Source organism: Streptomyces ortus (assembly GCF_026341275.1).
Lineage (GTDB): Bacteria > Actinomycetota > Actinomycetes > Streptomycetales > Streptomycetaceae > Streptomyces > Streptomyces ortus.
Genome location: NZ_JAIFZO010000002.1, coordinates 7,660,852 through 7,687,250, shown reverse-complemented (window position 1 = coordinate 7,687,250; position 26,399 = coordinate 7,660,852). Strand labels below are relative to the sequence as shown.

Here is a 26,399-nt window from a genome sequence, read left to right as displayed (position 1 = left end):
CATACACGGGCCGGGCCGTCTGTCGCGCATGGCTCGGCGCCCGTGCCGCGGCGGCCCCGACCCGGGTCGCCTCAGTCGACCGCGTCGCGGCGGCCGGCCCGCAGGATCTCGTCCGAGAGCTCGGGCTCCACGTGGCGTACGGCGCGGGCGAGCATCAGCGCGCCGACCATTTCGCTGAGCAGGCGGACGGCTCTGTGGCGGGCCTCGGCCGGTGCGAGTTCGCGACCCTCCTCGCGCGCCTCGCGCAGGAACTCGGCGGCGAAGCCGCTGAGATACCCCTCGACACCTTCGGCGTACGCGCTCTGCACGGCTTCGCTGTGCCGTCCGGCGTCGGTGACCAGGGCGGCGGAGGGGCAGCCGCCGTCCGGGGCGTCACGGTGTGCGCTGGACAGGTACCCGGCCACGACCCGCTCCAGCGGGGTGGCGTCGTGGTCCGGACCGTCCTCCACCGTTTGGGCCAGGACGCCGAGCGAGGCGGCGAAGGAGGCCCCGCACACCTCCACGACCAGGTCGTTCTTCGAGGCGAAGTGGTTGTAGAAGCCGCCGTGGGTGAGTCCGGCCTCCTTCATCAGCTCGGCGATGCCGACCGCGTCGACGCCCTGCGAGCGGAACATGCGGCCCGCCGCGTCAAGGATGTTCTGCCGGTTGCGGGCCTTGTCCTCCTTGGTGATCCGCGGCATGGCCGTCCTCTCGCGTCGCTCTCGACTTGACCTTTTCAATGACAGCTCTCATCATAACAGGAGTTCCAATGACGCACATCATCAATAATCACCATCAACGCCCCAGGGAACGGGAGAGTCATGCGCGCCCTCGTCCACGACGAGCACGGAGAAGCCGGGCGGGTACTGCGCCTGGGCGAAAGGCCGCCCCCTGCCGCGCCCACGGCCGGGCAGGTGCGGGTGCGGGTGCTCTCCCGGCCCGTCCACCCCGGTGACCTCGCGGGAGTGGAGGGCTTTCCGGGCGCGTCACGCCAGCGGTTCGCCACGCCACGGATACCCGGCCTGGAGGGAATGGGAGTCGTCGAGAGCGTTGGTGGGGGCGTGCGGGATCTGCGGTCCGGCCAACGGGTCGCGTTCTTCCCGGTGCCGGGTGCGTGGAGCGAACTCCTCACGGCACCGGCCGAGCTGGTGGTGCCGGTGCCCGAAGGCGTCAGCGACGAGACCGCCGCCCTGATGCTGGTCAACCCGCTCACCCTGCTCATGCTGCTGCGGGCGGTCGAGGACGCCCTGCACGGCCGGACGGGTCCGGTGGTGCAGACGGCCGCCGGTTCGTCGGTGGGGAGACTGGTCGCCACCGCGGCGCTCAGGCACGACATACCGCTCGTCAACCTGGTACGCGGCCCGGCGGGGGCACAGACCTTGCGGCAGCGCTTTCCCGCACTGCCCACCATCTCGACCGCCGACACGGACTGGCGCATCCAGGTCCGGAACGCGACCGGCGGCCGGAGTGTCCGGGTCGTCCTGGACGCGGTGGGCGGATCCCTGACCGGTGAGCTGGCCGGGCTGCTCGACGACGGCGGCACGCTGATCACCTATGGACAGCTCGGTTCGGGCAGCACACCGCTGGAGTCGCTCGCGCTGACACCGCGGGCCCTGACCGTGCGGGGGGTGTCCGTCGGCCGGTGGCTGACCCGCACGCCCAAGGAACGGGCCGAGGACGTCGCCTTCGCCGCCCGGCTGGCCGCGACCTCCCCGGAACTCTTCGAGGTCGCTGCCCGCTACGACCTCGCCGACTTCGCGCAGGCCGTCGACCATGTCCGCCGCCCCGGCAAGACCGGAACCGTCCTGCTCACCAGCCCCGCGTCCTGAACCCCAAGAAGGGCACCGCCATGAAGATCGGAACCATCGGCTCCGGAACCGTCGCCCAGGCCATCGCCCGTCATGCCGTGGCCCACGGTCACCAGGTCGTACTGAGCAACAGCCGCGGCCCCGCCTCCCTGGCCGGGCTCGCCGACGAACTCGGACCGCTCGCGCACGCCGGCACCCCGGAGGAGGCCGCCGCGGCGGACCTCGTACTCCTCGCGGTCGGCTGGCCACGGATCCCGGACGCGACAGCCGGGCTGCCGCACTTCGGCGGACGCGTCGTCATCGACGCCACCAACCAGTTCGTCTCCCCGCCGCCCCACACGAAGATCGCCGACCTGGGCGACCTCACCGGCAGCGAACACGTCGCCTCACTGCTGCCCGGAGCCCGCGTCGTCAAGGCGTTCAACACCCTCTACGGCCAGTACATCGCCGCCGACCCGCGCCACCCGGAGGGCCGCCAGGTGCTGTTCCTCGCCGGTGACGACGCCGATGCCAAGACGACCGTGAAGGACCTCACCGCCGCCTTCGGGTTCGCCCCCGTAGACGTCGGCTCCCTGCGCGAGGGCGGACGCCTCATGCAACTCGGCGGCCCGCTCTCCGGCCTCCACGTCCTCAAACAGGACTGAACCACACCCTCGTCCACCCCTGAACCCTGATCCCGGCCCTCCCCCTCATCCACTCCTCGGTACAAGGAAGTCACTCATGACCACCCAGCCCCTGCTGCGACCCGTCCGACTCGGCGCGCTTGAGCTTCCCAACAGCGTCGTCATGGCCCCCATGACCCGCGCCCGCGCCCACAACGCCGAGCTGGCCCCCACCGACCTCCACGCGACCTACTACGCGCAGCGCGCCACAGCCGGGCTCATCGTCACCGAGGGCACCTGGGTCAGCCCCGACGCGATCGGCTTCATCGACGTCCCCGGCATCTACACCGACACACAGACCGCCGGCTGGGCGAAGGTCACCGAGGCCGTCCACGCGGCGGGCGGGCGGATCGTCTCCCAGCTCGGCCACGTCGGAGCGGTCTCCCATCCCGACCACCTCGACGGCCGCCTGCCCGCCGGTCCCTCGGCCGTCAACCCCGGCGAGAAGTCCTTCACCCCCGCCGGGCCGAAGGACACCCTCACCCCGCGCGCCTTCACCGCCGCCGAGATCGCCGACACCATCGCCGACTACCGCCATGCGGCCGAGAACGCCCGCCGCGCCGGTTTCGACGGCGTGGAACTCCACGCCCAGGTGTCGCACTTGATCCCGCAGTTCCTCAACCCCCGTCTCAACCGGCGCACCGACGCCTACGGAGGCACCGGCGAGAAGCGGGCCCGGTTCCTGCTCGACATCCTCGACGCCGTCGGTGACGTGTGGGGCGGCGACCGCGTCGGCGTGAAGATGTCCCCGGGCTGGACCAACGGAACCACCTTCACCGCGGACGAGGAGACACTCGCCGACCACGACCAGCTGCTCAAGAAGCTCAACGAGAACGACCTCGCCTATCTGCACCTCATGGGCGCCCCCGGCACCATCGAGGAGCGCGTCGCCCTCTTCTCCCGTTACCGCGCCCACTACCAGGGCAACATCGTCGCCAACCTCGGCTTCACCCGGGCCCTCGGCAACGAGATCCTCGGCCGCGGCGTCGTCGACGCGGTCTCCTTCGGCGCCCCCTTCATCGCCAACCCCGACCTGGTCGAGCGCTTCGCGCAGGACCACCCGCTGGCCGACGACGACCCGGACACCCACTACGCCGGTCACACCGAGGGCTACACCGACTACCCGGCCTACACCGCCGGCTGAGCAGGCGGGCTCCCCGGCACGCGCCGCCCGCTCCCGCGCGGCGGAGGGCTCACTTGCTGAAGGGTCCTTCCAGCGCCGCCCACTGCAACAGCATGATGGTCTTCGCGTCGGCGATCTCGCCCGTACGGATCATGCGCAGGGCTTCCTTGAAGGGCAGTTCGACGGTCTCGATGTCCTCGCCCTCCTCGTCCAGTCCGCCGCCCTCGTGGGTGCGGGTGGCCGGTCCGTAGGAGGCGGCGTAGAAGGTGACGCGCTCGGTGACCGAGCCCGGGCTCATATAGACGTCGAAGACCCGCTCGACCTCGCCGACCGTGTGCCCGGTCTCCTCGATGACCTCGCGCCGCACGGCGACCTCGGGGTGCTCGTCGTCATCGTCCAGCAGCCCGCCCGGCGTCTCGACGAGCATGCCGTCGGGATGGCCGTTGACATACACGGGGTAGCGGAACTGCCTGGTCAGCAGGACGGTTTCGCGTGCCGTGTCGTAGAGCAGGATCGTGGCGCCGTTGCCGCGGTCGTGCGTCTCGCGCTCCTGCGTGGACCAGGTGCCGTCGGCGAGCCGGAGGTCGAACGTCGTGGTGCGCTCCACGTACCAGTGGCAGGACAGCAGTTTCACGTCCCGCACCCTGACCCGGGGGTTCCCCGTCAGGTCCAGGCCGACCCGGTCGAGTCCGGTACGGCCCCTGGGGTCGGGGGTGTCGATGCCGGCGGTCATCGTGCGCCGCCCGGGGCACAGGTGCGGGCGGCGGCGGAGTCGGCGCTGATGAAAGTACGGGTGGAACACATGGTCATGCCCCGCTTCTACCATCCCGGTCCCGCCACTGTCAGGTCGTGCTCCTGCCGGAGTCCTACGAGTCATCAGGTCATCCGTCCCGGACCCTTGACTCTCTTCGCCGCAGTCGGGATTCTCGTCCCACGCGTTTGCAGGAGTCATGACAAGCAGCGTGCCGCCGACCGAAGACGTGGGTGATGTTCATGACCCGACCGCCTCTCCACCGGCGCCGACCTCTCACGGTCCTGTCGCTGCTGCTCGTCGTGATGGCCATGGCGCTCGGGCCCACGCCCAGCTCCGCCGCCGGGGCGAACTGGTGGGACCCGACGGCGCGGCCCGCGCCCGACTCGCGGATCGACGTCACCGGGGAGCCCTTCAAGGGCACGAACTCCCAGGGCGAGGTGCGCGGGTTCGTCGACGCGCACAACCACATCATGGCCAACGAGGCGTTCGGCGGTCGGCTCATCTGCGGCAAGCCGTTCTCGAAGGCGGGAGTCGCCGACGCCCTCAAGGACTGTCCCGAGCACTACCCCGACGGCTCGCTGGCGATCTTCGACTTCATCACCAACGGCGGTGACGGCAAGCACGATCCGGACGGCTGGCCCACGTTCCGGGACTGGCCCGCCCACGACTCGCTGACCCACCAGCAGAACTACTACGCCTGGGTCGAGCGGGCCTGGCGCGGCGGCCAGCGCGTCCTCGTCAACGACCTCGTCACCAACGGCGTGATCTGCTCGGTGTACCCCTTCAAGGACCGCAGTTGCGACGAGATGACCTCGATCCGGCTGCAGGCGAAGCTGACGTACGACATGCAGGACTACATCGACGCCATGTACGGCGGCCCCGGCCGGGGCTGGTTCAGGATCGTCACCGACAGCGCCCAGGCCCGCGAGGTCGCCCAGCAGGGCAAACTCGCCGTCGTCCTCGGCGTGGAGACGTCCGAGCCCTTCGGCTGCAAGCAGGTCCTGGACATCGCGCAGTGCGACAAGGCCGACATCGACGCCGGATTGGACGAGTTGTACGACCTCGGCGTGCGCAGCATGTTCCTGTGCCACAAGTTCGACAACGCGCTGTGCGGAGTCAGGTTCGACGAGGGCGGCCTCGGTACGGCGATCAACGTCGGCCAGTTCCTGTCGACGGGCACCTTCTGGCAGACGGAGAAGTGCGCGGGCCCGCAGCACGACAACCCCATCGGGGGCGCGGCGGCGCCGGGCGCGGAGAAGGAACTGCCCGCGGGCGTCGACGTACCGTCGTACGACGAGGACGCGCAGTGCAATAAGCGGGGGCTCACGGATCTCGGCGAGTACGCGGTCCGCGGGCTGATGAAGCGCAAGATGATGCTGGAGATCGACCACATGGGGGTCAAGGCCACCGGCCGCGCCCTCGACATCTTCGAGGCGGAGTCGTACCCCGGCGTGATCTCCTCGCACAGCTGGATGGACCTCAACTGGACCGAGCGGGTCTACCGCCTCGGCGGCTTCATCGCCCAGTACATGCACGGCTCCGAGGAGTTCGGCGCGGAGGCCGCACGGACGAAGGCCCTGCGCGACAAGTACGACGTGGGGTACGGCTACGGCACCGACATGAACGGTGTCGGCGGCTGGCCCGCCCCGCGTGGCGCGGACGCCCCGAACCCGGTCACGTACCCGTTCCGCAGCACCGACGGCACCGCCGTGCTCGACCGGCAGACCACCGGGCAGCGCACCTGGGACATCAACACCGACGGCGCCGCCCACTACGGTCTCGTCCCGGACTGGATCGAGGACATCCGGCTGGTCGCGGGCCAGGGCGTCGTGGACGACCTGTTCCGGGGCGCCGAGTCCTACCTCGACACCTGGGGCGCGGCCGAGCAGCACCAGGCCGGGGTGAACCTCGCCAAGGGGGCGCCCGCGTCGGCCAGTTCGTCGGAGTCGAGCATCTTCACCAGTTACGCGCCCGGCCGGGCCGTGGACGGCGACACGGGCACCCGCTGGGCCAGTGACTGGAGCGACGACCAGTGGCTGCGGGTCGACCTCGGCTCCACCCGCACGGTCAAGCGCGTCACCCTCGACTGGGAACGGGCGTACGCGAAGTCGTACCGCGTGGAGGTCTCCACCAACGGCACCGACTGGCAGTCCGTGTGGTCCACCACCGCCGGGGACGGCGGCCTGGACACGGCCCGGTTCTCCGGCGTACCCGCGCGTCACGTGCGGGTCCACGGGCTGGATCGCGGTACGGACTGGGGGTACTCCCTGTACGAGGTGGGCGTCCACAGCAGCTGACGGCCACCCGGGACGAGCGGGCGCGAAAGGGATCTCATGGCACGGATGCCGTCGGCCGAGCGGCGCCGTCAGCTCACCGAGGCGGCCATCCGTGCGATGACCCGGGACGGCGTCGCCAGGACGACGACCCGGTCCATCGCGGCCGAGGCGGGCGTGTCACTGAGCGTCTTCCACTACTGCTTCGACTCCAAGCAGGCGCTGATCGAGGCCGTCATCGAGACGATCACCGGTCACTCCGTCGCGGTGGTACGCGAGGCGATCCGGCCGCGGGCGACCCTGCGGGAGACCGTCGCGGCGGGCTTCCGGGCCTACTGGGACCATGTGTCCGCCCACCCCGGCGAGCACATGCTCACCTACGAACTGACCCAGTACGCCCTGCGCCAGCCGGGATTCGAGCAGTTGGCCCGGCGGCAGTACGAGCTGTACTCCGCCACCTACGCGGAACTGATCGAACAGCTCAGCCGTGACATGGACTTCGTGCTGCGCGTGCCCGTCCCCGTGCTGGCCCGCTATCTGGCCGCCATGACCGACGGGCTGACCCTCAACTTCCTGGTGCTCGGCGACGACTCGGCGTGGGCGGACATCCTCGACACGATCACCGACCACGTGGCCGGGCTCGTACGCGACACGGACGACAGTGCGTGAACCCGCGGGTCCGGTGGGCGCCGGGTGCGTGCTCAGCGCCCGCGGGGCTTACCTCGCTTGGCGCCCTTGGTGTTCTTCGTGCTCTTGGCACCCTGGGGCCTGCCCGCGGCCGGCTTGCGCCGGGGAGTGGCCTTGGCGGCAGGGCGAGCGGCCTTCGGCTCCGCGGGCGGCTGTGTACGGCCGCGTGAGCTGTTGACGGTCCGGCCCCGGACGATGCCGATGAAGTCCTCCACCAGATCGGTGGTCCGGTCCTCCGGCCACGACAGGGCCACCCGCGACTCGGGGGCGTCCGTCACCGGCCGGTACGTGAGGTCCTTGCGGTGGTGGAGGCGGGCGATCGACTGCGGAACGACGAGGAGTCCCACACCCGCCGCCACCAGGTCCACCGCGTCGGCCGTCGTGGCGGGGCGCTCGATCGCGGGCCGGCCCGGCAGGCGCTCCCAGTCGAGGGTGTCGTCGAGGGGGTGCAGCACGATGTCGTCCGCCAGGTCCTCGGCGCTCACCTCGTCCACCGCGGCCACGACATGGTCCTTGGGGACGACGACCACCGTGGTCTCGGCGTAGAGGGGGATCGCGCTGAGGTCCGTACCGTCGACCGGGAGCCGGAGCAGACCCGCGTCGGCGTCGCCGCCCCGCAGCGCGTCGAAGGCCTCGCCGACGGACATCGCGTGGAGCGTCAGGGGAACGTCGGGCAGCCGCTCGTTCCAGATCCGCACCCACTTGCTGGGCGTCACTCCCGGGACATACGCGAGCCGGAACGAAGGGGATTCTTCCGAGCCTGTCACCTGGCCAGGTTACCCGTCGTGGTCGGCGCTGGTTCACATGCTCGATACCCTTGACCGTATGACGTCGCACGAGAACACCCAGACGATGAAGCCCGCGACCGCGGCGAAGAAGCTGGGTGTGTACCTAGAGGCCACACCCGCCGAATTCCAGGAAGGTGTCGTCTCGCGCTCCGAGCTCGCCGCGCTCCAGGCCGAGCCGCCCGAGTGGCTGCGGGAGCTGCGGCGCACCGGGCCGCACCCCCGGCCGGTGGTCGCCGCCAAGCTCGGCGTGTCCATCTCGGGGCTCGCCCGCGGCGGGGTGACCGACGCCCTCACCACGGACGAGATCGAGGCGTTGAAGGCGGACTCCCCGGAGTGGCTGCGGAAGGAGCGCGCCACGCAGGCCGAGGTCCGCAAGGAGACGGCGCGCGTCAAGGACCTCAAGGACAAGAAGGCCGAGCGGTAGCGGTCGGCCCGCAGCGGTGCAGTAGCCACCGCCCAGGAGCAGTACACCTCGTGCCGGACACCGGAGGAGCCCCGTGCCGCCGCCCACCCGACCGTTGCGGAAGCTGGGCTTCCTGACCATCGGCCTGTTCGACGAGGCCGACCCCCGCGCGGGCCACGAGTCCACGCTGGAGATCATCGAACTGGGCGAGCGGCTGGGCTTCGACAGCGCGTGGCTGCGCCACCGCCACCTCCAGTACGGGATCTCCTCCCCCGTGGCCGTCCTCGCCGCGGCCTCGCAGCGCACCACCCGGATCGAGCTGGGCACCGCGGTCATCCCGCTGGGCTGGGAGAATCCGCTGCGCCTCGCCGAGGACCTGGCCACGGTCGACCTCCTGTCCGGGGGCCGCCTCAATCCGGGTGTCAGCGTCGGACCGCCGACGCACTTCGACCAGGTCAAGGACGCGCTGTACCCGGACACGGCCGAGTCCGAGGACTTCGGCCTCGACCGGGTGTCACGGCTGCTGGACTTCGTCCGCGGCAAGCCGGTCACCGACTTCAGCGGGGTCGAGGGGTTCGAGGTGTTCTCCGACCGGGTCCAGCCGCACGCCGCGGGTCTGGGCAGCCGGCTCTGGTACGGCGGCGGCAGCCTGCGGTCGGCCCGGTGGGCGGGTGAGCACGGCATGAACTTCCTGACCAGCAGTGTCGTCAAAGCGGAGGAGTCCGAGGACTTCGCCGAGATCCAGCTGTCCCACGTACGGGCCTTCCGTGCCGGGCACCCCGACGGGGAGCGCGCCCGTGTCTCCCAGGGTCTCGTCGTCATCCCCACCGACAGCGCGTCGGCCGAGCAGCGCGCGAAGTACGAGGCGTACGCCGAGAAGCGGACCCCGCGGACCGCGACGCCGCAGGGTCCCGCGCGTCTGATGTTCGCGCCGGATCTCGTCGGGACCTCCGCCGAGATCGCGGAACTGCTGTATGCCCAGGCGGCGTTCCGGGAGATCGACGAGGTCGCGTTCGCGCTGCCCTTCACCTTCGAGCACGCGGACCACGTACAGATCCTCACCGACATCGCCACCCGGCTCGGCCCGGCACTGGGCTGGCGGCCGTCGGCACACCAGGGATAGCGGGCCCCTCCCCCGGTCCCGCTCAGTCGCTGACCTTGCTGCGGGCCTGGTAGAGCAGGTCGCCGTACTCGGGGTGGCGGGCGATCCAGCCGGCGTAGAAGGGGCAGGTGGCCAGCACCCGCAGGCCGGCGGCGCGCGCCTCGTCGAGGGAGACCCGGACCAGCGCGGAGCCGACGCCCTTGCCCTCGCACTCCGGGCTCACCTCGGTGTGCACGAACGCGATGAGTTCCGTCGTGCGGATGTAGTCCGCGTAGCCGGCGACCTCGGACGATCCGTCGAGCCGGGCCTCGTAGCGACGCGCGCCTGGCGCGTCGCTCACCTCCACCGCCATGTTCTTCTCCTCGTGATACGTACGGTCGATATACGTACGGTCGATCGCGCACAGGGCCGATCAAGGTCACGACCCTAACCCACGCATGGCCGAAACCGACCGGCGCACCCCTGTTGACCTGCTCGTTCACGGGTGGAGGGGCTTCCCGCTCCGCCGGGGCGCCCACGTTTGGGTGATGAACGCTCGCCGACGGCACTCCCCGCCCCGAGCATGGCTGTAGGAGCGGCGAGGTCACGCGATCGCGTGGCCGGATCTCCCGCTCATCCGTCCATCACCTCTCCATCAGGGAGCAATCATGCGTGTGCGTACCATCCTTGCCGCCGGCGTCTTCGCCGCGACCGCGATCCTGGGCAGTGCCGGCGCGGCCATCGCCGACGACCACGACGAGCGCCACAACGATGGCCGCAACGACAGCCGCTACGAGGGCGACTTCCGCGCGTGCGGCGTGTTCTCCGGCGCGGGTGACGGCCACGCCTACTACGGCGACGGCTGTGCGGCGTCCCACTGGGAGGGCGAGAACCGGGGCTCCGAGTACGGTGGCGGTCACCACGACGGCGGTCACCACTTCGGGCGCTGACGGACCGTAGCGCCGCGTTCGGGGAACGGTCGTCATGACCGTTCCCCGACGCTCCGTCACACCTGGGCCACCGCCTCGTCGAACGTGGTGACGGGGCGCAGGACGTCCTCGGTGCCGTGGGCGCGGACCAGCCGCAGGGTCTCGGACCGGCACAGTACGCCCACGGTCGCCTTCCGGGTCAGGGCCCGCCGGCGGAAACGTACGAGCAGGTTCAGGCCGGTGCTGTCCACGAAGGAGACGGCGCGCAGGTCGATGACGTAGGCCGGGGCACGCAGCGCGACCACCGAGTCCAGCCAGGTGCGTAGCCGGACCGCGCAGGCCAGGTCGATGTCGCCGTGCAGTTCCACGACGATCGGACCGGTTCCGTCGTACATCTCGGAGTGTCCGGCGGGCGGTGGCCACGAAGCCCTGCCGACGGGCTTCGATCTGTCCATGTGCAAGCCGTTCCGCCTCGTTCCCGTGCGCGCGCCGTGTGTCCCCGGCGTTGGGCGGGCCGTTCGGCGTCCCCCGTCGACGGCCCTGTTCCGGCCCGGACCGGTGCGGCGGTGCGTGTCCTCCCCGCGCCGCACGGGCCCGTGCCGGAACTCCCCCGTGTCGGCTCCCCCTTGAACCGCGGGTACCTACTGTTCTACCTTCGCCACATGGTCGGGGCATCAACGCCCGCTCACCGGCGAGACAACGAGCGGGCGGCAGTAGGGCCGGGTGGTGACAGTTGCGTCCACATCTCGCGCTGATCGACGACGACACCGACTTCGCACTGATGTGCCGTTCCTATCTGGAGCGCGAGGGTTTCACGGTCACCTGGGCGATGGACGCCCGGGGCGGCAAGGCCGTCATGCACAACGGCGGGGTGGATCTGGTCGTCCTCGATCTGGGGCTTCCCGACGGCAGCGGACTCGAACTGCTGCGGGCCCTGCGGGCCACCAGCCGACTGCCGGTGATCGTCGTCAGCGGACGCGGCCACGAGACGGACCGGGTGGCCGGTCTGGAGATCGGCGCGGACGACTATCTCGTCAAACCGTTCTCGCAGCGGGAGTTGGTGGCGCGGATCGGGGCCGTGCTCCGCAGATGCCGGCCACCGGACATCCCGGCCGTCCTCGACGTGGGCTCGCTGCGCGTCGACACGGCCGCGTGCGTGGCCAGCGGTACGGGCGTCGCGCTGACCCTGCGTCCCAAGGAGTACGCCCTCCTGGAACTCCTCGCGCGCGCCCCCGGCCGGGTCTTCTCCGCCGAGCAGTTGCTGGAGCAGATCTGGGGCGCGTCCTGGCAGCAGTCCGCGACCGTGATCGAGCACGTGTACCGGCTGCGCGCGAAACTCGCCCGACTCCCCGTGCCCGCCCCGCAGATCACCACGGTGCGCGGCTACGGATACCGCCTCGACCCCTGAGAGCAGCCGTGTCCACGACCAGTCCGTCCACCGTTCCACCGGGCGGCCCCCACAGCGGGCCGGACTTCCGGCAGCTCTTCGACTTCGCGCTCTCCCCGTTGCTCATCCTGACGCCCGACTTCGTCATCGTCGAGGTCAACCGTGCCTACCGCGCGGCCACCGGCCAGGGGCGCGACATCGTCGGCCGCCCCATCTTCGACGTGTTCCCCGACAACCCGGCCGATCCCGCGGCCGACGGCGTCGCCAACCTGCGCCACTCGCTGGAGACGGTGGTGGGCACGGCGCGTACCGACACCATGGCCCTGCAGCGGTACGACATCCCGGCGGGCGAGGACACCGACGACGGCACCGGCTTCGTCGAACGCTGGTGGAGCCCCGTCAACACCCCGGTCCTGGCCCCCGAGGGCCGGGTGACGCACATCATCCACCGGGTCGAGGACGTCACCGAGTTCGTACTGGTGCGCCGGGCCGGACACGAGAAGGAGAAGGCCGCCGCCGAGGCGCGGACCCGCGCGCAGAGCATGGAGATCGACCTCTTCGTCCGCGCACGGGAGATCTGCGAGGTCAACGAGCAGTTACGGCGGCTCAACGGCGACCTCGACGCGGCGGGACACCGGCTGCGGGAGGAGCAGCGCGCCAAGGACCGGTTCATCGCGACGCTCTCGCACGAGCTGCGCAACCCGCTGGCCGCCGCCACCGCGGCGACCGAGCTGCTGGGGCTCGACATGCCCGGCGGCCATCCCGCGCTGTCCGTCCTGGAACGGCAGCTCGGCAGCCTGGCCCGGATGAGCAACGACCTGCTGGACGGCACCCGCGCGGTGACCGGACGGCTGGAACTGGTGCCCGAGCGGATGGACCTGCGCTCGGCCGTCGAGAGCGCCTGCGCCGACATCCGGGGCCTGTTCGGACACGAGGGGCGCGTGCTGGACGTACGGCTGCCCGACCGCCCGGTGCTCGTCGACGGCGACCGGCTGCGGCTGGCCCAGGTGCTGACCAATCTGCTGTCCAACGCGCTCAAGTACACGCTGCCGGGCGGCTGTACGGCCATAGAGCTGTCGGCCGGGGAGGGGCGGGCCCGGCTCACCGTCACGGACGACGGGATCGGGTTCGACCCCGCGCAGGCCGAGGAGCTGTTCGGGGTGTTCATGCGGGCCGCGCCGGCCGGACCGCAGACCCCCGAGGGTCTGGGCCTGGGCCTGTCGGTGGTCCGCACCATCATCGATCTGCACGGCGGCCGGATCTCCGCGCACAGTGACGGTCCCGGCACCGGGGCCTCCTTCACCGCCCTGCTGCCGCTCGCCGCGTCCGACGGCGCCCCGCCGCCGGCCCGGCCCGTGACGGCTCGTCGTGGCCGCAAGCAGCTGGCCGTCCTGATCGTCGAGGACAACACGGATCTCGCCGCGACCTACCGCACGCTGCTGGACCGCCAGGGGCATCACGTCACGGTCGTCCACACGGGCGCGGACGCCGTCACCGCGACCGGCAGCCAACTCTTCGACGTCGTCGTGTGCGATCTCGGACTGCCCGACATGGACGGCTACGAGGTGGCCCGTACCGTGCGCTCACGCCCCCAGGGTGTCGCGCCGCGTCTCATCGCGGTCTCCGGCTTCAGCCGCGGCGCCGACCGTACGCTGTCCCGCGAGGCCGGATTCGACGCCCACCTGGCGAAACCGCTGCCGCTCGCGGACCTGCTCGACCTGCTGGAGGCCTGACAGTCCCCACCTTCGGGGCGCCCGGGTCGGACGGGCTCGCGTGGGTACCCGTATCTCATGACTGACGTGGTGGACTCCGATGAACTCCTGCGCCGCATCCAGCGGGCCCGCTCCTGGGCCGGCCGGGAGGAGCAGACATGGAAGGCGCGCAGCGAGGAGCTCAGGACCGGCGATCCGGACAGCTCACGCGAGGCCGAGCTGCGCGGACACACCTACGAGGCCGTGCGAAAGGCGCTGGACGAGATAGTCACCCCGGGGGTGCACGACGTGGACGACTGAACCCCGGGCCTCGTCACCGGTTCGTTCACCGGTTCGTTTCACCGGTCCGCGCATGACCCGCCCGCCCCATGGAACCCGAGGTGGTCATGAGCACCCCGCAGGTCCCATGCGCCGAGCCCGTCACCACGGTCCTCACCTGGCAGGTACGTCCCGGCCGTGAAGCCGAGTTCGAGGAGTGGACCCGGGGCGTCACCGACTGCGTCTCACGGTTCCCCGGCAGCCAGGGGGTGTCCTGGCTGCGCCCGGAGCCGGGACACCGGTTCCACGCGGTGCTGCGCTTCGCCGACCCGCAGCGGCTCACCGACTGGCTGAGCTCGCCCGAGCGCGCGGAGTGGCACGCGCGGATCGAGGGCATCGCCACCGAGGTGCGGGAGGAGCGCCAGTCGACCACCGGGATGGAGAGCTGGTTCCGGCTGCCCGGCACCAGTGTGAAGGCTCCGCCGCGCTGGAAGATGGTCCTGACGACGTTCCTCGGCGCCTATCCGATGACGTTCCTCATCCAGTGGCTGGTGGCACCGGCTACGGCCGCGTGGCCCCTGCCGCTGCGCGCCGCCGTCTTCCCCCTCGTGCTGCTGCCGGTGCTCACCTATCTGGTCATGCCGGGGCTCAGCCGGCTGCTGCGGCTGTGGCTGTACGGCACGCCCGACCGCTGACCCCGTGACAGGTCCGGTTCCGGCGCCCGTTTCCGAGGTCCGTTTCCGGGGTTCGGTTCCGGCCCCGTCACACGTACGCCTCATCCCGTTGGCGGCGTTTGGCGGGGGCGCTTAGAAAGGTCGGACAGCAACTCTCGGGCCGCGCATCCGGGCCACGACAGCAACTGCACCCTTCGTAGGGAGCCGAGTATGACAACCCGTTCGCCTTTCGACGCCGATCGACCTGGCATATCTCCCGAGAGCATGGTCGACGCCACCATCCCGCCGCTACCCGCCTCCGCCCCCTGGCACGCCGTGCCGGACGAGCCGCCGGACAGGCCGACGCGCGGGGCCGAGCGCCGGTACGGCGACGCGGCCGGACCCCGGTACGCCGGACCGGCCGACGCCGTGGAGCAGCGGTACGCGGATCCTGCCGATGCCGACGAGCACCGGTACGCCGACCCCGCCGAGGAGATCGACCGCCGGTACCCCGACCCGGCCGACGAGATCGAGCAGCGGTACGCGGAGCCGGCCGACGACGTCGAGCACCGGTACGCGGAGCCGGTGGACGACGTCGAGCACCGGTACCCCGACCCCGCCGACGACGGGATGGACCGCCGGTACCCCGAGCCGGTCGACGAGGTCGCCCGCCGGTATCCGGACACGGCCGACAGGGCGCCCCGCCGCTACGCGGAGCCGGCCGAACCGGTCGGCGAGACCCGCCGGGCGACCTCCGCTCCCGCCCCTGCCTCCACCCCCGCCCCCGCCCCTGAGGCGCCGGTGAACCGGGGTGAACCGCGGGCCGCCGACTCGGCCGCCGAGTTCGACAGGAAGTACCCCGACCAGGCCGAGATCGAGGCCGATCCCGCGTACATCAACCCGGTCGACGGACTGGTGCACGCCGCGGTGGCCGACCGGCCGCTGGAAGAGGTGATCGAGCTCATCGAGCTGCTGGAGCAGTCACCGGAGTACGCGCGGGCCACGGTCGACGCGCTGCGTGCGGTCGGTACGGACCGGTCCGTGGAGGACGTGAGCCGGCTGGTGGCCCTGCTGACCCGGCCGCCGAGGAACGCCGACAGCGCCGACGAGGCGATCCGCGCGGCGGCCGAGGGCCGGCCCGTGGAGGACGTCACCAGGCTGATGGCGCTGCTGCACCGGCCCCCGCTGGAACCCCACTGCGGCGAGGCCGCGGTGCGGGCCGCCGCCACCAGCCGGCCGGTCGACGAGCTCGTGGAGCTGATCGGCCGCATGGCCCACGAGCAGGGCGTGCGCGAAGGCCGCCAGCGGACGATGCCGGCGACGCGCGAGGAGAAGAAGGCGGCGGAAGCCGCGCGCGCCACGGCCAAGGAAGGGCCCCCCTCCGGGGACCGGCTGCTCGCCGAGGGCGGCACGGTCGCCATCGGCCGTACGGCCCGGGCACGCCGGAACCGGCCCGCGAGGACCGTCGACTCCCCCGCCTGGCCGCGCCTGGCCGCGGCCCTGCTGCTCGTGGTGTGCGGGCTGGCGCACTTCCCGCCGCACCGCGACGGCGCGTCCCTCAGCGCCTACGGGTTCGTCATCGGCGCCTGCGGTCTGTGCGTCCTGCTGGGTCTGGCACTGCTCCGCCGGAGCGTGGTGCCGGTGCTCGCCCTGGGGATCGTCGTTCCCGCGACGCTCGCCGTCGCCCAGCTCCTGGAGGGCCGTGTCCGGTCGGCCGGCCTGTCCCGGGCCCTGGATCTGACGCTCGCGCCGCCGTTCGTCGTCCCCTCACGCCTCCGCGGACCCGTCACGTCGCGGTGGGTGGCCGCGTAGCCGCTCAGCCGGCGCCCGTTCGGTCGAGGCCCGGTCGACGCCCCGGGTGCGGCGCGGGAGTTGCCGGCGGGAGAAGGCCCGGTCCGGCTCGGTGACCAGGGCGAGCAGAATCTCGTACTCGTCGGGTGTGCACTCCACCGGCGATCCGTCGCACACCACTTCGTGCCGTACGGGGTCCACGGTGATCCCCGCCGCCCGTACGACCGGGTCCTCGCGGTGCCCGGCGCCCTGCCGTCCGCTGCGGCGCAGGAAGGTCCGGGTGCGGGCCATCAGCTCGCGCGGGCTGTACGGCTTGGTCATGTAGTCGTCGGCGCCGAGTTCGAGGCCGAGCAGGACGTCCTCCTCGGCGGAGCGGGCGGTGAGGCCACGTCCAGGGAGATCCGGGGTGCGGGGGCAGGGTCGGCTGCGCGCCCGGCGCGCGCTCCGTCGTCCTCGCCTGTCCGGCGCCGCAGCCGACAAGACAGGCGAGACCGACGAGACGGGCGGTCAGGAGGGTGGCCGCCAGGACGACGGCGGAACGCCGTCCGGCGCCGCGGGTGCGCGTGATCATGCGTCGACCCTGACCGACACATATGAGGAACCTGTCAGGCGCGCGGGATCACTCACCCGTCACGCTCGCATCTCCCCACCGGGCAGCGCCTGCTGCCGGAACCTTCGGCGGGGGCTCGGGCGTTGGTCTGCGCATGACTGATGACGCCGGTTCCGGCCAGGACGCCCTGCTCCGACTTCTCTCCGAGTACGACGGCGGGGTGCTGACGACGCTCAAGCGCGACGGACGCCCCCAGCTGTCGAACGTCAACCACGCGTACTACCCCGACGAGCGGATCGTGCGCGTGTCGCTCACCGACGGCCGCGCCAAGACACGCAATCTGCGCCGCGATCCTCGGGTCTCGTACCACGTGACCAGCGCGGACCGTTGGGCCTACACCGTCGCGGAGGGCACCGCCGATCTCTCGCCCGTGGCGCGTGAGCCCGGCGACGAGACCGTCGAGGAGCTGATCCGGCTCTACCGGGACGTACAGGGCGAACATCCCGACTGGGACGACTACCGGGCCGCCATGGTCCGCGACGGCCGGCTGGTGCTGAGGCTGCGCGTGGAGCGGGCGTACGGCATTCCGCTCGCGCGCTGACAGCCGTCCCGCCCACCGACAACTCCTGTTTTTGGTCTGTACCTGACGAAGGCCTGCCGCTAGGCTCTGCCCCGCACGGAGATGAGAGCGCTCTCATAGTTCAGCTGTTCCTCCCCCACCTTGCTGGAACAACGAAGGGCTACCGCCTTGAGACGCACCACGACCCTGAGCACCGGCCTGGCCTCCCTCCTCCTCGTCGGCGCATGGGCGACCGTCGCCGCCGGACCCGCCTCGGCCGCCCCCGCACCCGAAGCCACCTCCACCTCACACTCCAAGGCTCCCGCCTCCGACGCCCTCATCGACGCCATGCGACGGGACTTCGGCCTGTCGCGGGCCGGCGCCGAGGCACGTCTGGCCGCCGAGGAGAAGGCGACCGCCGCCGAACCGAAGGCCAAGCGCGCGGCGGGCGCCGCGTACGGCGGGTCCTGGTTCGACGCCGACAGCGGGAAGCTGACCGTCGCCGTCAGGACCGGCGCGTCCGCCGCCACGCTCGCCTCCGTGCGGGACACCGGCGCGAGCGTCCGGACCGTCAAGTACAGCGCGCGGCAGCTCGACGCGGCCAAGGCACGCATCGACGAGCTGGCCGCGCCCGACGGGGTCAGCAACTGGTACGTCGACGCCGAGTCGAGCTCGGTCGTCGTGGGCGTGGTCGCCTCTCAACGGGCTGACAACGATGTCCGGTCGTTCCTCGCGAAGGCGAAGGCGCGGGCCGGTGGTTCGGCCGCCGTCACCGTCGAGGAGACCGCGTCGGCGCCCGAGACGTTCGCGGCCGGGACCGTCGGCGGCGACCCCTTCTACACCGGCAACGTCCGCTGTTCCATCGGCTTCTCGGTGCACGGCGGGTTCGTCACCGCCGGGCACTGCGGTGGGGCGGGGCAGGGTGTCAGTGGCTGGGACCGGTCGTACATAGGCAACATCCAGGGGTCGTCGTTCCCCGACAACGACTACGCGTGGGTGAACGTCGGCAGCGGGTGGTGGACCGTGCCCGTCGTGCTGGGCTGGGGCACTGTCTCCGACCAGCTCGTGCGCGGGTCCAACGCGTCGCCGGTCGGTGCGTCCATCTGCCGGTCGGGGTCGACCACGCACTGGCACTGCGGGAACGTGCTGGCGAAGAACGAGACCGTCAACTACAGCCAGGGCGCTGTGCATCAGATGACCAAGACGAGTGTGTGCGCGGAGCCCGGTGACTCGGGTGGGTCGTTCATCAGCGGTGACCAGGCGCAGGGTGTCACTTCCGGTGGGTGGGGGAACTGCTCCACCGGTGGGGAGACCTGGTTCCAGCCGATCAACGAGATTCTGAACCGGTATGGGTTGACGTTGCACACGGCGTGATGTGCGGGTGAGCCTGATGGACGGGCTGGGGTGGGCCGGGCTCCGTTGCCGTTGGGTGGCGGCGGAGCGCGGGCCTTTCGGCTTGCGCCGTGGGTTTGTGTCGGTCTGCGCTTCGCGCGGTGCGGGGCGCCTGGGGCTGGCGTGCGCGGTTCCCCGCGCCCCTGAGGGGGCGGGGCCTGGGTGGGCGTTGGTCGTCGCGTGGCCCTCGCCCGGGGCTGGCGTGCGCCGTTCCCCGCGCCCCTGAAGGGGCGGGGCCTGAGTGGGCGTTGGATGTCGCGTGGCCGGCGCCTGGGGTGGGAGTGCGCCGTTCCCCGCGCCCCTGAGGGGGCGGGGAACGGCGGTCGGCGATGGGCGTCGCGGCGCCGTTCCCCGTGACGCTGGTTGTGGGTTCATCGGGTGTTCATTGTGGGGGGGGCGGGGGGTCGTTCGGGGTGGGGGCCTACGCTCGGGCGCTGTCGGTCCGTTGCTCGTCCGTCACGGAAGGGTTCCTCGCACATGGTCCTCAGATCCACCGCCGTGTCGCGGAGGTTCGGCAGGAGAGCCGCCGCTCTCGCGCTGACCACCGCGCTCGCCGCCGCACTGCCCGGGCCGGTGTCCGCGGCGGCCGACGCCGCCGCGCCCGCCCGTCCCACCGCGTACGTCGATCCGCTCATCGGTACGGCGAACGGCGGCAACACCTACCCGGGCGCCAACCTCCCGTACGGCATGATCGGTTGGTCGCCGACCAGTACCCGAGGCGACCAGACCAGTACGGGCGCGGCCAACGGCTACGAGTACGGGGCGACCCGGCTGCGCGGGCTGAGCCTCACGCATGTGAACGGCGCGGGCTGCAACCCGGGCGCCGCGGGCGACGTACCGATCATGCCGTTCGTCGGGGACGTCACCTCCTCTCCCTCGGCGGACACCAAGGACGCCGTCTACGCGGCGAACTTCTCGCACGCCGACGAGCGGGCCGTGCCCGGCCGCTACTCCGTCGGCCTCGACTCCGGCGCCCGCGCCGACCTCGCGGTGTCGCAGCGGGCCGGCGTCGCCGACTTCACGTTCCCCGCCGACAAGCCCGCCAACCTGCTCTTCCGGGTCTCCAACTCGCTCAACGGGAGCGAGGACGCGCAGGTGCGGATCGACCGGGCCAACCGCAAGGTGACCGGGTCGGTGCTGACAGGCGCGTTCTGCGGCCGTCGTGCCAACGGCGGTGTCAACAACCGCAAGAGTTACTACCGGCTCTACTTCACCGCCTCCTTCGACCGCGCCTTCGCCGGCACGGGTACATGGAAGGACGGCACCCTCTCCCCCGGTTCCACCACCGGCGGTGGCGGTGAGGGGTACGCCACGGGCGCCGACCGCGCGGGGCGCGGGTCCGGCGGTTATGTCGGCTTCGACACCCGGGCCGACAACGATGTCCAGATGCGGCTCGGTATCTCGTACGTGAGTCTCGCGGGGGCCGAGGCCAACCTTCGTGAGGAGATAGCGCCGCGGGCGAGCGTGGAGAACGTGGCGGCGGCCGGGAGTCGGGCCTGGGACCGTGAGCTGCGTTCCGTACGGGTCGGGGGAGGCGGTGAAGCCCGGCTCACCGCCTTCTACACCGCGCTCTACCACTCCCTCCAGCAGCCCAACCTGGTCAGCGACACCGACGGCCGCTACCCCGGCATGGACGGGAAGGCTCATCGGATCAAGCGCGGCCAGGGAGCGCAGTACAGCAACTTCTCGGGCTGGGACCAGTACCGGGCGCAGATCCAGTTGCTCGCGCTGCTCAAGCCGCGTATCGCCGGGGACTTCGCCCAGTCGCTGTACAACTTCGCCGAGCAGAACGGCGGGGTCTGGGACCGCTGGGTGCACATCAACGGTCCGACCCATGTCATGACCGGTGACCCGACGGCGGCCACGCTCGCCACCTTCTACGCCATGGGTGTACGCGACTTCGACTACCGCGGCGCCTTCGACTCGCTGGCGAAGCAGGCCACCGTGCCGCACCCGGACGGGCTCTCCGACGCGGGCTGCCCCGGCCAGTGCACCGGCCAACGGCCCAATCTGGCGCAGTACATGACCTCCGGGTACGCGGCGCAGGACGTCTGCCACTGCTGGGGCGGCGCCGCCGAGACCCTGGAGGACTCGGTCGCCGACGACGCGCTCGGCCGCTGGGCGAAGCTGCTGGGCCGTGACGAGCAGGCGGCCTACTTCACCGAGCGGGGCGGCTGGTGGCGCAACGTCTACAACCCCGCGGCGACGGACGGGGCGGGCACCGACGGCTACATCCAGGCGCGCAACCTGGACGGGTCATGGGTCACGCCGTTCAGTCCCGGCAGCGACCGCGGGTTCGCCCAGGGCACGAGTGCCACGTACACCTGGATGGTGCCGCAGGACGTGCAGGGGCTCGCCGAGGCGATGGGCGGGCGTGAGGTCGCGGCGAACCGGCTCGACGCCTTCTTCCACAAGGCCGACGGGTCCTGGTCGGTGCAGGGCGGCGACGCGCTGCGCTACGACCCGACCAACGAGCCGGGCATCCACGCCCCCTGGCTCTACAACGCGCTCGGCCGGCCGTGGAAGACCCAGGCGACCGTCCGGCAGATCCTCGACACCGTCTACGGCACGGGGCCCACGGGACTGCCCGGCAACGACGACCTCGGCACCATGTCCGCCTGGTACGTCTTCTCGGCCCTCGGCATCTATCCGCAGACGCCGGGCAGCGCCGACCTCCTGCTGAGCACGCCCCTGTTCCCGCACGCCGTGGTCGACCGGCCCGGGCGGACCGACCTCGTCATCGACGCGCCCGCGGCAGACGCCACACACGCGTATGTGGGCGGCGTGCGGCTCAACGGCCGTACCCACGACCGGTCCTGGACGGACGGGAGCCTGCTGCGGACCGGTGGCACGCTCAGGTTCACGCTGGTGACGGAGCCGGACAAGCTGTGGGCGACCGCGCCCGCCGGCTTGCCCCGCTGACCTGCCGCTGAACCGACCGCACATGGGTGTGGCCCCGGATCCGGACGACGGATTCGGGGCCACACCCATGTGCCGTGGTGCGTCAGACCTTGCGGTACCTCGCCATGGCGAACGAGAACAGGCCGAAGAGCATCAGGCCGACGGCTATCAGCACCAGCAGCCAGGGCCCCACCGGGGTCTCGGCGAACGAGCGCAGGGTGTCGTCCATGCCCTTGGCCTTGTCCGGCTCGTAGTCCCAGGCCGCGCGGACCGCGAAGCCTCCGGCGACGGCGAACACCAGACCGCGGGCCACACCGCCGCCGACACCGGTCACGTCGACCCCCTGGCGGACCTTGCGCGACATGTCGGTGAGCCGCATGTGCTTGTGATACTTCCGGCGCGCCGCCTGCACGACCATCCAGAGGCCCGCGCACAGGATCACCACTCCGGCGATGCCCACGAGCCACCGCCCGGCGGGCAGGTCCATGGCCTTGGCCGTGGCGTCCCGTGACTTGCCGTCGCTCGAACCGCTCCCTCCGGCGCCGGCGGCGAAGGAGATCACGGAGTAGGCGACGAAGCCGTAGAAGACGGCCCGTCCCGCCGACGCCAGCCTCTTCTTCGGCTTGTTCCCGTCGGGGCCCGCCGCGCCGAAGATCGCTTCGGACAGCCGCCAGAGCGCCATACCGACCACTCCGACGCCGAGCGCCCAGAGCACGACCTCCCCGAAGGGCTTGCTCGCGACCTCCTCCAGCGCACCTCCCTGGTCCGCCTGTTTCCCGCTGTCGCCGAAGGCGATCTGCAGGGCCAGCAGGCCCACCAACAAGTAGATGACACCGCGCGCGGTGAAACCCGCCCGCGCCGCCCCCTCTATGGCCGGGGCCGCCTTCTGCTTCCCGGCCCGGCCGCCTCGTGTCAACGTGCTTGCGTTCATCATTGCCTCCCGTCTCCGGTTGCCCCGGCTCGGCCGTACGACACCCGGCGGGCCCGGCCGGGCGGTACGTCCCTTTTCCGAAGCGGATCGGGGGGATCGAACATACGATGGGCCTGCAACGTGGAAGGGCGTCGCGCGCAGCCGCGCGGGGGCGCCGACCTCTCGGGGTGGGAGACGAATGGCACAGGGCACAGACGTAAACCGGACCGTCATCCTGACCGTGGACGACGACCCGGGAGTCTCGCGTGCCGTGGCCCGTGACCTGCGGCGTCGTTACGGCGAGACGTACCGCATCGTGCGCGCGGAGTCCGGGGAGAGCGCTCTTGAGGCGCTGCGCGAACTGAAGCTGCGCGGGGATCTCGTCGCGGTGATCCTGGCGGACTACCGCATGCCGCAGATGAACGGGATCGAGTTCCTGGAGCAGGCCCTGGACGTGTACCCGAGTGCGCGGCGGGTGCTGCTGACGGCGTACGCGGACACGAACGCGGCGATCGACGCGATCAACGTGGTGGATCTGGACCACTACCTCCTCAAGCCCTGGGATCCGCCCGAGGAGAAGCTCTATCCCGTCCTGGACGACCTGCTGGCCGCCTGGCGGGCCTCCGACCACCGGGCCGTGCCGATCACGAAGGTCGTCGGCCACCGCTGGTCCGCGCGCTCCTCGGACGTACGGGAGTTCCTGGCCCGCAACCAGGTGCCGTACCGCTGGTACTCCTCGGACGAGCCGGAGGGCAAGCGGCTGCTGGCCTGCGCGGAGCAGGACGGCGAGCGGCTGCCGCTCGTGGTCACCGCCGACGGGGCGGTGCTGGTGGAGCCCGACGATCAGCAACTGGCCGCCCAGGTGGGGCTCGCCACGACGCCGACCGCCGAGTTCTACGACCTGGTCGTCATCGGCGGCGGCCCGGCCGGCCTCGGCGCGGCGGTGTACGGCGCCTCGGAGGGGCTGCGGACGGTGCTCGTCGAGCGCTCCGCGACCGGCGGACAGGCCGGGCAGAGCTCGCGCATCGAGAACTATCTGGGCTTCCCGGACGGGGTGTCCGGGGCCCAGCTCACCGACCGTGCGCGACGGCAGGCGTCGAAGTTCGGCGCCGAGATCCTGACCGCGCGCGAGGTGACCGCTCTGGAGGTCACCGGAGCCTCACGCACCGTGCGGTTCTCGGACGGTTCGGCGATCTCCGCGCACTGCGTGATCCTGGCGACGGGTGTCTCGTACCGGCAGTTGGAGTCGCCGGGCGCCGGGGACCTGACCGGGTGCGGGGTCTTCTACGGGTCGGCGCTGACCGAGGCCCCCGCGTGCCAGGGGCAGGACGTGTACATCGTCGGCGGGGCGAACTCCGCCGGGCAGGCCGCGATGTACCTGGCCAGGGGCGCGAAGTCGGTCACCCTGCTGGTGCGCGGCCCGTCCCTGGCGGCGTCGATGTCCCACTACCTGATCGAGCAGATCTCGAACTCGCCGAACATCTCGGTGCGCACCGGCACGGTCGTCGACGCGGTGCACGGCTCCGACCATCTGGAGCAGCTCACCCTGCGCGATCTGGCGAGCGGCCACACCGAACTCGTCGACGCGCAGTGGATGTTCGTGTTCATCGGCGCCGCGCCGCTGACCGACTGGCTGGACGGCACGGTCCTGCGGGACGAGCGCGGGTTCATCGTCGCCGGGCCGGACCTGGCGGTCGGCGGGGAGTCGCCGCCCGAGTGGGAGCTGGACCGGCCGCCGTACCACCTGGAGACCAATGTGCCCGGGGTGTTCGTGGCGGGTGACGCGCGCGCCGAGTCGGCCAAGCGGGTCGCCTCCGCCGTAGGAGAGGGAGCCATGGCCGTGATGCTCGTCCACCGGTATCTGGAGCAGTCATGAGCGGGCGGCCGATGCCGTGCGACATCAAGGAACTCGGCACGCTGTTCCTGTTCGAGAAGCTGGACGCCGAGCAGTTGGGGCGGCTGTGCGGCGAGGGCCGGGTGGAGCTGTTCGAGCCCGGTCCCGTCTACCAGGAGGGCGAGCCGGCCACCTGCTTCTTCGTCCTCCTGGAGGGCACGCTCGTCATGTCGCGGCGGGTCGGCGGCGACGACGTGGAGATCAACCGCACGTCCCAGCGCGGGGTGTACGCGGGCGCCATGCAGGCCTATCTGGGAGCCCCCGACGAGGCGCGCTACAAGGGTTCCCTGCGGGTCACCGAGCCCTCGCGGTTCTTCATCCTGCCCGCCGAGACGTTCTCCGCGGTCCTGCGGGAGTGGTTCCCGATGGCCGTGCATCTGCTGGAGGGGCTGTTCTTCGGCAGCCAGAACACCCAGCGGACCATCGGGCAGCGTGAGCGGCTGCTGGCGCTGGGCTCGCTGTCCGCGGGGCTGACGCACGAGCTGAACAACCCGGCCGCGGCGGCGGTCCGGGCCACGTCCGCGCTGCGCGGCCGGGTGGCCGGGATGCGGCACAAGCTCGGCATGATCGCGGCGGGCCCGTACGCGCGCGACGCCCTGGAGACACTGGTCGAGATCCAGGAGCGTACGGCGGAGCAGGTCGCCAAGGCCACACCCCTGAGCCCGTTGGAGGCCTCCGACCGGGAGGACGCGCTGGGCGACTGGTTCGACGACCACGGCATCGCGGGCGGCTGGGAGCTGGCGCCGACGTTCGTGCAGGCCGGGCTGGACATCGACTGGCTGGACCAGGTGGCGGCGACCGTGGACGAGGGGACGCTCGAAGGCGCGGTGCGGTGGCTCAACTACACGGTCGAGACCGAGTTGTTGATGAACGAGATCGAGGACTCCACGACCCGCGTCTCGAACCTCGTGAACGCGGCCAAGCAGTACTCGCAGCTCGACCGGGCGCCCTACCAGGTCGCCGATGTGCACGAACTGCTCGACAGCACCCTGATGATGCTCGCGGGGAAGATCGGCCCCGGGGTCCGGATCGTGAAGGACTACGACCGGTCGCTGCCCCGGATCCCCGCCTATCCGGGCGAGTTGAACCAGGTGTGGACGAACCTCATCGACAACGCCGCCTCCGCGATGGGCGGCGAGGGCACGCTCACCGTGCGCACCGCGCTCGAACGGGAGCAGTTGCTCGTCGAGTTCCGGGACACGGGGCCCGGGGTTCCCGAGGAGATCCGCGGCCGGATCTTCGACCCGTTCTTCACCACGAAGCCCGTGGGCGAGGGCACCGGGCTCGGCCTCGACATCTCCTGGCGCATCGTCGTGAACAAACACCACGGGCACCTGCAGGTGCACTCCGAGCCCGGCGACACCCGCTTCCAGGTCTTCCTCCCGCTCACCGCGCAGGAGACGGACTCCCCACCCGCCACCACGGACGACACCCCCCAGGAGACGCCATGACCACCTCGGACACGGCCGGAATCGACCCGAGCGTGCCGCCGAGCGGCACGGGATGCGTCGAGTGCGAGGCCGCGCAGGGCTGGTGGTTCCATCTGCGGCGCTGCGCCCAGTGCGGTCACGTCGGCTGCTGCGACGACTCCCCCGCGAAGCACGCCACGGCCCACCACCGGAGCACGGGCCACCCCTTCATCCGCAGCTTCGAGCCGGGCGAGGCCTGGTTCTGGAACTTCGAGACGTCCGAACTGTACGAGTCCGGGCCCGACCTCGCCCCGCCGCTCAGCCACCCCGCCGACCAGCCCGCGCCCGGACCTGCGGGACGGGTGCCGGCGAACTGGGCGCAGACGCTCCGCTGACCCGGCCGGCGCCCGCGCCGCGCCGCACCGCCCCGCACCGCCCCGCACCGCCCGGCCGGTCCTCGGGCCGGGGGCTGTCGGTGGCGCGTGCCAGGATGGAT

At 71.5% G+C, this 26,399-nt stretch carries 25 protein-coding genes and 1 pseudogene; 19 read left to right on the top strand and 7 right to left on the bottom strand.

Annotated features, from left to right (window positions below; translation table 11 throughout):
• Window positions 1–71: 71 nt before the first annotated feature.
• Window positions 72–680: a TetR/AcrR family transcriptional regulator gene (locus K3769_RS36620; protein ID WP_267030520.1), complete on the bottom strand. Its 609-nt coding sequence runs from the start codon at window positions 678–680 to the stop codon at window positions 72–74.
• 120 nt (window positions 681–800) lie between these two features.
• On the opposite strand from K3769_RS36620, the gene K3769_RS36615 reads away from it, so the two are divergent.
• From K3769_RS36615 to K3769_RS36605, 3 genes are all read left to right on the top strand, one after another.
• The gene (locus tag K3769_RS36615) at window positions 801–1,808 is read left to right on the top strand and encodes an alcohol dehydrogenase catalytic domain-containing protein (RefSeq protein WP_267030519.1); all 1,008 of its coding nucleotides are present in this window, start codon (window positions 801–803) and stop codon (window positions 1,806–1,808) included.
• A 20-nt stretch (window positions 1,809–1,828) separates the two neighbouring features.
• Window positions 1,829–2,431 carry an NADPH-dependent F420 reductase gene (locus K3769_RS36610; protein WP_267030518.1) on the top strand — a complete coding sequence of 201 codons (603 nt, stop codon included), beginning with the start codon at window positions 1,829–1,831 and terminating at the stop codon, window positions 2,429–2,431.
• A gap of 76 nt (window positions 2,432–2,507) precedes the next feature.
• Window positions 2,508–3,593, top strand: a complete 1,086-nt coding sequence (locus K3769_RS36605; protein ID WP_267030517.1) for an alkene reductase — start codon at window positions 2,508–2,510, stop codon at window positions 3,591–3,593.
• A 49-nt stretch (window positions 3,594–3,642) separates the two neighbouring features.
• Here K3769_RS36605 and K3769_RS36600 read toward each other — a convergent pair whose 3' ends face one another.
• Entirely contained in the window at window positions 3,643–4,305 is a 663-nt protein-coding gene (locus K3769_RS36600; protein ID WP_267030516.1) for an NUDIX domain-containing protein, read from the bottom strand.
• 260 nt (window positions 4,306–4,565) lie between these two features.
• Between K3769_RS36600 and K3769_RS36595 the strand changes: the two genes are divergently transcribed.
• A complete protein-coding gene (locus K3769_RS36595) occupies window positions 4,566–6,623 on the top strand; it encodes a discoidin domain-containing protein (RefSeq protein WP_267030515.1) in 2,058 nt (685 codons plus the stop codon).
• A gap of 36 nt (window positions 6,624–6,659) precedes the next feature.
• Window positions 6,660–7,268: a TetR/AcrR family transcriptional regulator gene (locus K3769_RS36590; protein WP_267030514.1), complete on the top strand. Its 609-nt coding sequence runs from the start codon at window positions 6,660–6,662 to the stop codon at window positions 7,266–7,268.
• Between the two features lie 32 nt (window positions 7,269–7,300).
• Here the strand turns inward: K3769_RS36590 and K3769_RS36585 are convergent, their stop codons facing one another.
• Window positions 7,301–8,053 carry a LysR substrate-binding domain-containing protein gene (locus K3769_RS36585; RefSeq protein WP_267030513.1) on the bottom strand — a complete coding sequence of 251 codons (753 nt, stop codon included), beginning with the start codon at window positions 8,051–8,053 and terminating at the stop codon, window positions 7,301–7,303.
• Window positions 8,054–8,090: 37 nt separating this feature from the next.
• On the opposite strand from K3769_RS36585, the gene K3769_RS36580 reads away from it, so the two are divergent.
• Entirely contained in the window at window positions 8,091–8,498 is a 408-nt protein-coding gene (locus K3769_RS36580) for a DUF5997 family protein (RefSeq protein ID WP_267030512.1), read from the top strand.
• 73 nt (window positions 8,499–8,571) lie between these two features.
• Window positions 8,572–9,600, top strand: coding sequence for an LLM class flavin-dependent oxidoreductase (locus K3769_RS36575; RefSeq protein ID WP_267030511.1), 1,029 nt, complete (start codon window positions 8,572–8,574; stop codon window positions 9,598–9,600).
• Between the two features lie 22 nt (window positions 9,601–9,622).
• Here the strand turns inward: K3769_RS36575 and K3769_RS36570 are convergent, their stop codons facing one another.
• The gene (locus K3769_RS36570) at window positions 9,623–9,931 is read right to left on the bottom strand and encodes a GNAT family N-acetyltransferase (protein WP_267030510.1); all 309 of its coding nucleotides are present in this window, start codon (window positions 9,929–9,931) and stop codon (window positions 9,623–9,625) included.
• A gap of 295 nt (window positions 9,932–10,226) precedes the next feature.
• Here K3769_RS36570 and K3769_RS36565 point away from each other — a divergent pair, with 295 nt between their 5' ends.
• Window positions 10,227–10,508 (top strand): hypothetical protein, encoded by a 282-nt coding sequence (locus K3769_RS36565; RefSeq protein ID WP_267030509.1) that lies wholly within the window; start codon window positions 10,227–10,229, stop codon window positions 10,506–10,508.
• A 56-nt stretch (window positions 10,509–10,564) separates the two neighbouring features.
• Here the strand turns inward: K3769_RS36565 and K3769_RS36560 are convergent, their stop codons facing one another.
• Complete coding sequence (locus K3769_RS36560) at window positions 10,565–10,942, bottom strand: STAS domain-containing protein (RefSeq protein ID WP_267030508.1); 378 nt, start codon at window positions 10,940–10,942, stop codon at window positions 10,565–10,567.
• Between the two features lie 278 nt (window positions 10,943–11,220).
• Here K3769_RS36560 and K3769_RS36555 point away from each other — a divergent pair, with 278 nt between their 5' ends.
• From K3769_RS36555 to K3769_RS36535, 5 genes are all read left to right on the top strand, one after another.
• Window positions 11,221–11,895, top strand: a complete 675-nt coding sequence (locus K3769_RS36555) for a response regulator transcription factor (RefSeq protein ID WP_267030507.1) — start codon at window positions 11,221–11,223, stop codon at window positions 11,893–11,895.
• An 8-nt stretch (window positions 11,896–11,903) separates the two neighbouring features.
• Window positions 11,904–13,607 (top strand): hybrid sensor histidine kinase/response regulator, encoded by a 1,704-nt coding sequence (locus K3769_RS36550; protein ID WP_267030506.1) that lies wholly within the window; start codon window positions 11,904–11,906, stop codon window positions 13,605–13,607.
• 57 nt (window positions 13,608–13,664) lie between these two features.
• Entirely contained in the window at window positions 13,665–13,886 is a 222-nt protein-coding gene (locus tag K3769_RS36545; RefSeq protein WP_267030505.1) for a hypothetical protein, read from the top strand.
• Window positions 13,887–13,972: 86 nt separating this feature from the next.
• On the top strand, window positions 13,973–14,539 hold the full coding sequence (locus K3769_RS36540; protein WP_267030504.1) for an antibiotic biosynthesis monooxygenase: 567 nt from the start codon (window positions 13,973–13,975) through the stop codon (window positions 14,537–14,539).
• Window positions 14,540–14,782: 243 nt separating this feature from the next.
• A complete protein-coding gene (locus tag K3769_RS36535; protein ID WP_267030503.1) occupies window positions 14,783–16,309 on the top strand; it encodes a hypothetical protein in 1,527 nt (508 codons plus the stop codon).
• Between the two features lie 12 nt (window positions 16,310–16,321).
• Here K3769_RS36535 and K3769_RS36530 read toward each other — a convergent pair.
• Window positions 16,322–16,690, bottom strand: a pseudogene (locus tag K3769_RS36530) (response regulator transcription factor); the annotation flags it as partial.
• A gap of 302 nt (window positions 16,691–16,992) precedes the next feature.
• Here K3769_RS36530 and K3769_RS36525 point away from each other — a divergent pair.
• From K3769_RS36525 to K3769_RS36515, 3 genes are all read left to right on the top strand, one after another.
• Window positions 16,993–17,439 carry a PPOX class F420-dependent oxidoreductase gene (locus K3769_RS36525; protein ID WP_267030502.1) on the top strand — a complete coding sequence of 149 codons (447 nt, stop codon included), beginning with the start codon at window positions 16,993–16,995 and terminating at the stop codon, window positions 17,437–17,439.
• Between the two features lie 147 nt (window positions 17,440–17,586).
• Window positions 17,587–18,771: a S1 family peptidase gene (locus K3769_RS36520; protein ID WP_267030501.1), complete on the top strand. Its 1,185-nt coding sequence runs from the start codon at window positions 17,587–17,589 to the stop codon at window positions 18,769–18,771.
• 495 nt (window positions 18,772–19,266) lie between these two features.
• Window positions 19,267–21,711 carry a GH92 family glycosyl hydrolase gene (locus K3769_RS36515; RefSeq protein WP_267030500.1) on the top strand — a complete coding sequence of 815 codons (2,445 nt, stop codon included), beginning with the start codon at window positions 19,267–19,269 and terminating at the stop codon, window positions 21,709–21,711.
• An 82-nt stretch (window positions 21,712–21,793) separates the two neighbouring features.
• Here the strand turns inward: K3769_RS36515 and K3769_RS36510 are convergent, their stop codons facing one another.
• Window positions 21,794–22,621, bottom strand: a complete 828-nt coding sequence (locus K3769_RS36510) for a DUF1206 domain-containing protein (protein WP_267030499.1) — start codon at window positions 22,619–22,621, stop codon at window positions 21,794–21,796.
• A 178-nt stretch (window positions 22,622–22,799) separates the two neighbouring features.
• Here K3769_RS36510 and K3769_RS36505 point away from each other — a divergent pair, with 178 nt between their 5' ends.
• Genes K3769_RS36505 through K3769_RS36495 form a run of 3 tightly spaced genes read left to right on the top strand, consistent with a single transcriptional unit; the run spans window position 22,800 to window position 26,298 of the window.
• Window positions 22,800–24,476: an NAD(P)/FAD-dependent oxidoreductase gene (locus tag K3769_RS36505; RefSeq protein WP_267030498.1), complete on the top strand. Its 1,677-nt coding sequence runs from the start codon at window positions 22,800–22,802 to the stop codon at window positions 24,474–24,476.
• Window positions 24,473–25,945 carry an ATP-binding protein gene (locus tag K3769_RS36500; RefSeq protein ID WP_267030497.1) on the top strand — a complete coding sequence of 491 codons (1,473 nt, stop codon included), beginning with the start codon at window positions 24,473–24,475 and terminating at the stop codon, window positions 25,943–25,945. The genes K3769_RS36505 and K3769_RS36500 overlap by 4 nt, the downstream gene beginning before the upstream one ends.
• The gene (locus K3769_RS36495; protein ID WP_267030496.1) at window positions 25,942–26,298 is read left to right on the top strand and encodes a UBP-type zinc finger domain-containing protein; all 357 of its coding nucleotides are present in this window, start codon (window positions 25,942–25,944) and stop codon (window positions 26,296–26,298) included. The genes K3769_RS36500 and K3769_RS36495 overlap by 4 nt, the downstream gene beginning before the upstream one ends.
• The last annotated feature ends 101 nt before the right edge of the window (window positions 26,299–26,399 follow it).

Excerpts from the sequence above, each read along its gene's own strand:
- K3769_RS36620 (WP_267030520.1), bottom strand. The coding sequence starts at position 680 with ATGCCGCGGATCACCAAGGAGGACAAGGCCCGCAACCGGCAGAACATC.
- K3769_RS36615 (WP_267030519.1), top strand. The coding sequence starts at position 801 with ATGCGCGCCCTCGTCCACGACGAGCACGGAGAAGCCGGGCGGGTACTG.
- K3769_RS36610 (WP_267030518.1), top strand. The coding sequence starts at position 1,829 with ATGAAGATCGGAACCATCGGCTCCGGAACCGTCGCCCAGGCCATCGCC.
- K3769_RS36605 (WP_267030517.1), top strand. The coding sequence starts at position 2,508 with ATGACCACCCAGCCCCTGCTGCGACCCGTCCGACTCGGCGCGCTTGAG.
- K3769_RS36600 (WP_267030516.1), bottom strand. The coding sequence starts at position 4,305 with ATGACCGCCGGCATCGACACCCCCGACCCCAGGGGCCGTACCGGACTC.
- K3769_RS36595 (WP_267030515.1), top strand. The coding sequence starts at position 4,566 with ATGACCCGACCGCCTCTCCACCGGCGCCGACCTCTCACGGTCCTGTCG.
- K3769_RS36590 (WP_267030514.1), top strand. The coding sequence starts at position 6,660 with ATGGCACGGATGCCGTCGGCCGAGCGGCGCCGTCAGCTCACCGAGGCG.
- K3769_RS36580 (WP_267030512.1), top strand. The coding sequence starts at position 8,091 with ATGCTCGATACCCTTGACCGTATGACGTCGCACGAGAACACCCAGACG.
- K3769_RS36570 (WP_267030510.1), bottom strand. The coding sequence starts at position 9,931 with ATGGCGGTGGAGGTGAGCGACGCGCCAGGCGCGCGTCGCTACGAGGCC.
- K3769_RS36565 (WP_267030509.1), top strand. The coding sequence starts at position 10,227 with ATGCGTGTGCGTACCATCCTTGCCGCCGGCGTCTTCGCCGCGACCGCG.
- K3769_RS36560 (WP_267030508.1), bottom strand. The coding sequence starts at position 10,942 with ATGGACAGATCGAAGCCCGTCGGCAGGGCTTCGTGGCCACCGCCCGCC.
- K3769_RS36545 (WP_267030505.1), top strand. The coding sequence starts at position 13,665 with ATGACTGACGTGGTGGACTCCGATGAACTCCTGCGCCGCATCCAGCGG.
- K3769_RS36540 (WP_267030504.1), top strand. The coding sequence starts at position 13,973 with ATGAGCACCCCGCAGGTCCCATGCGCCGAGCCCGTCACCACGGTCCTC.
- K3769_RS36535 (WP_267030503.1), top strand. The coding sequence starts at position 14,783 with ATGGTCGACGCCACCATCCCGCCGCTACCCGCCTCCGCCCCCTGGCAC.
- K3769_RS36525 (WP_267030502.1), top strand. The coding sequence starts at position 16,993 with ATGACTGATGACGCCGGTTCCGGCCAGGACGCCCTGCTCCGACTTCTC.
- K3769_RS36515 (WP_267030500.1), top strand. The coding sequence starts at position 19,267 with ATGGTCCTCAGATCCACCGCCGTGTCGCGGAGGTTCGGCAGGAGAGCC.
- K3769_RS36510 (WP_267030499.1), bottom strand. The coding sequence starts at position 22,621 with ATGAACGCAAGCACGTTGACACGAGGCGGCCGGGCCGGGAAGCAGAAG.
- K3769_RS36505 (WP_267030498.1), top strand. The coding sequence starts at position 22,800 with ATGGCACAGGGCACAGACGTAAACCGGACCGTCATCCTGACCGTGGAC.
- K3769_RS36500 (WP_267030497.1), top strand. The coding sequence starts at position 24,473 with ATGAGCGGGCGGCCGATGCCGTGCGACATCAAGGAACTCGGCACGCTG.
- K3769_RS36495 (WP_267030496.1), top strand. The coding sequence starts at position 25,942 with ATGACCACCTCGGACACGGCCGGAATCGACCCGAGCGTGCCGCCGAGC.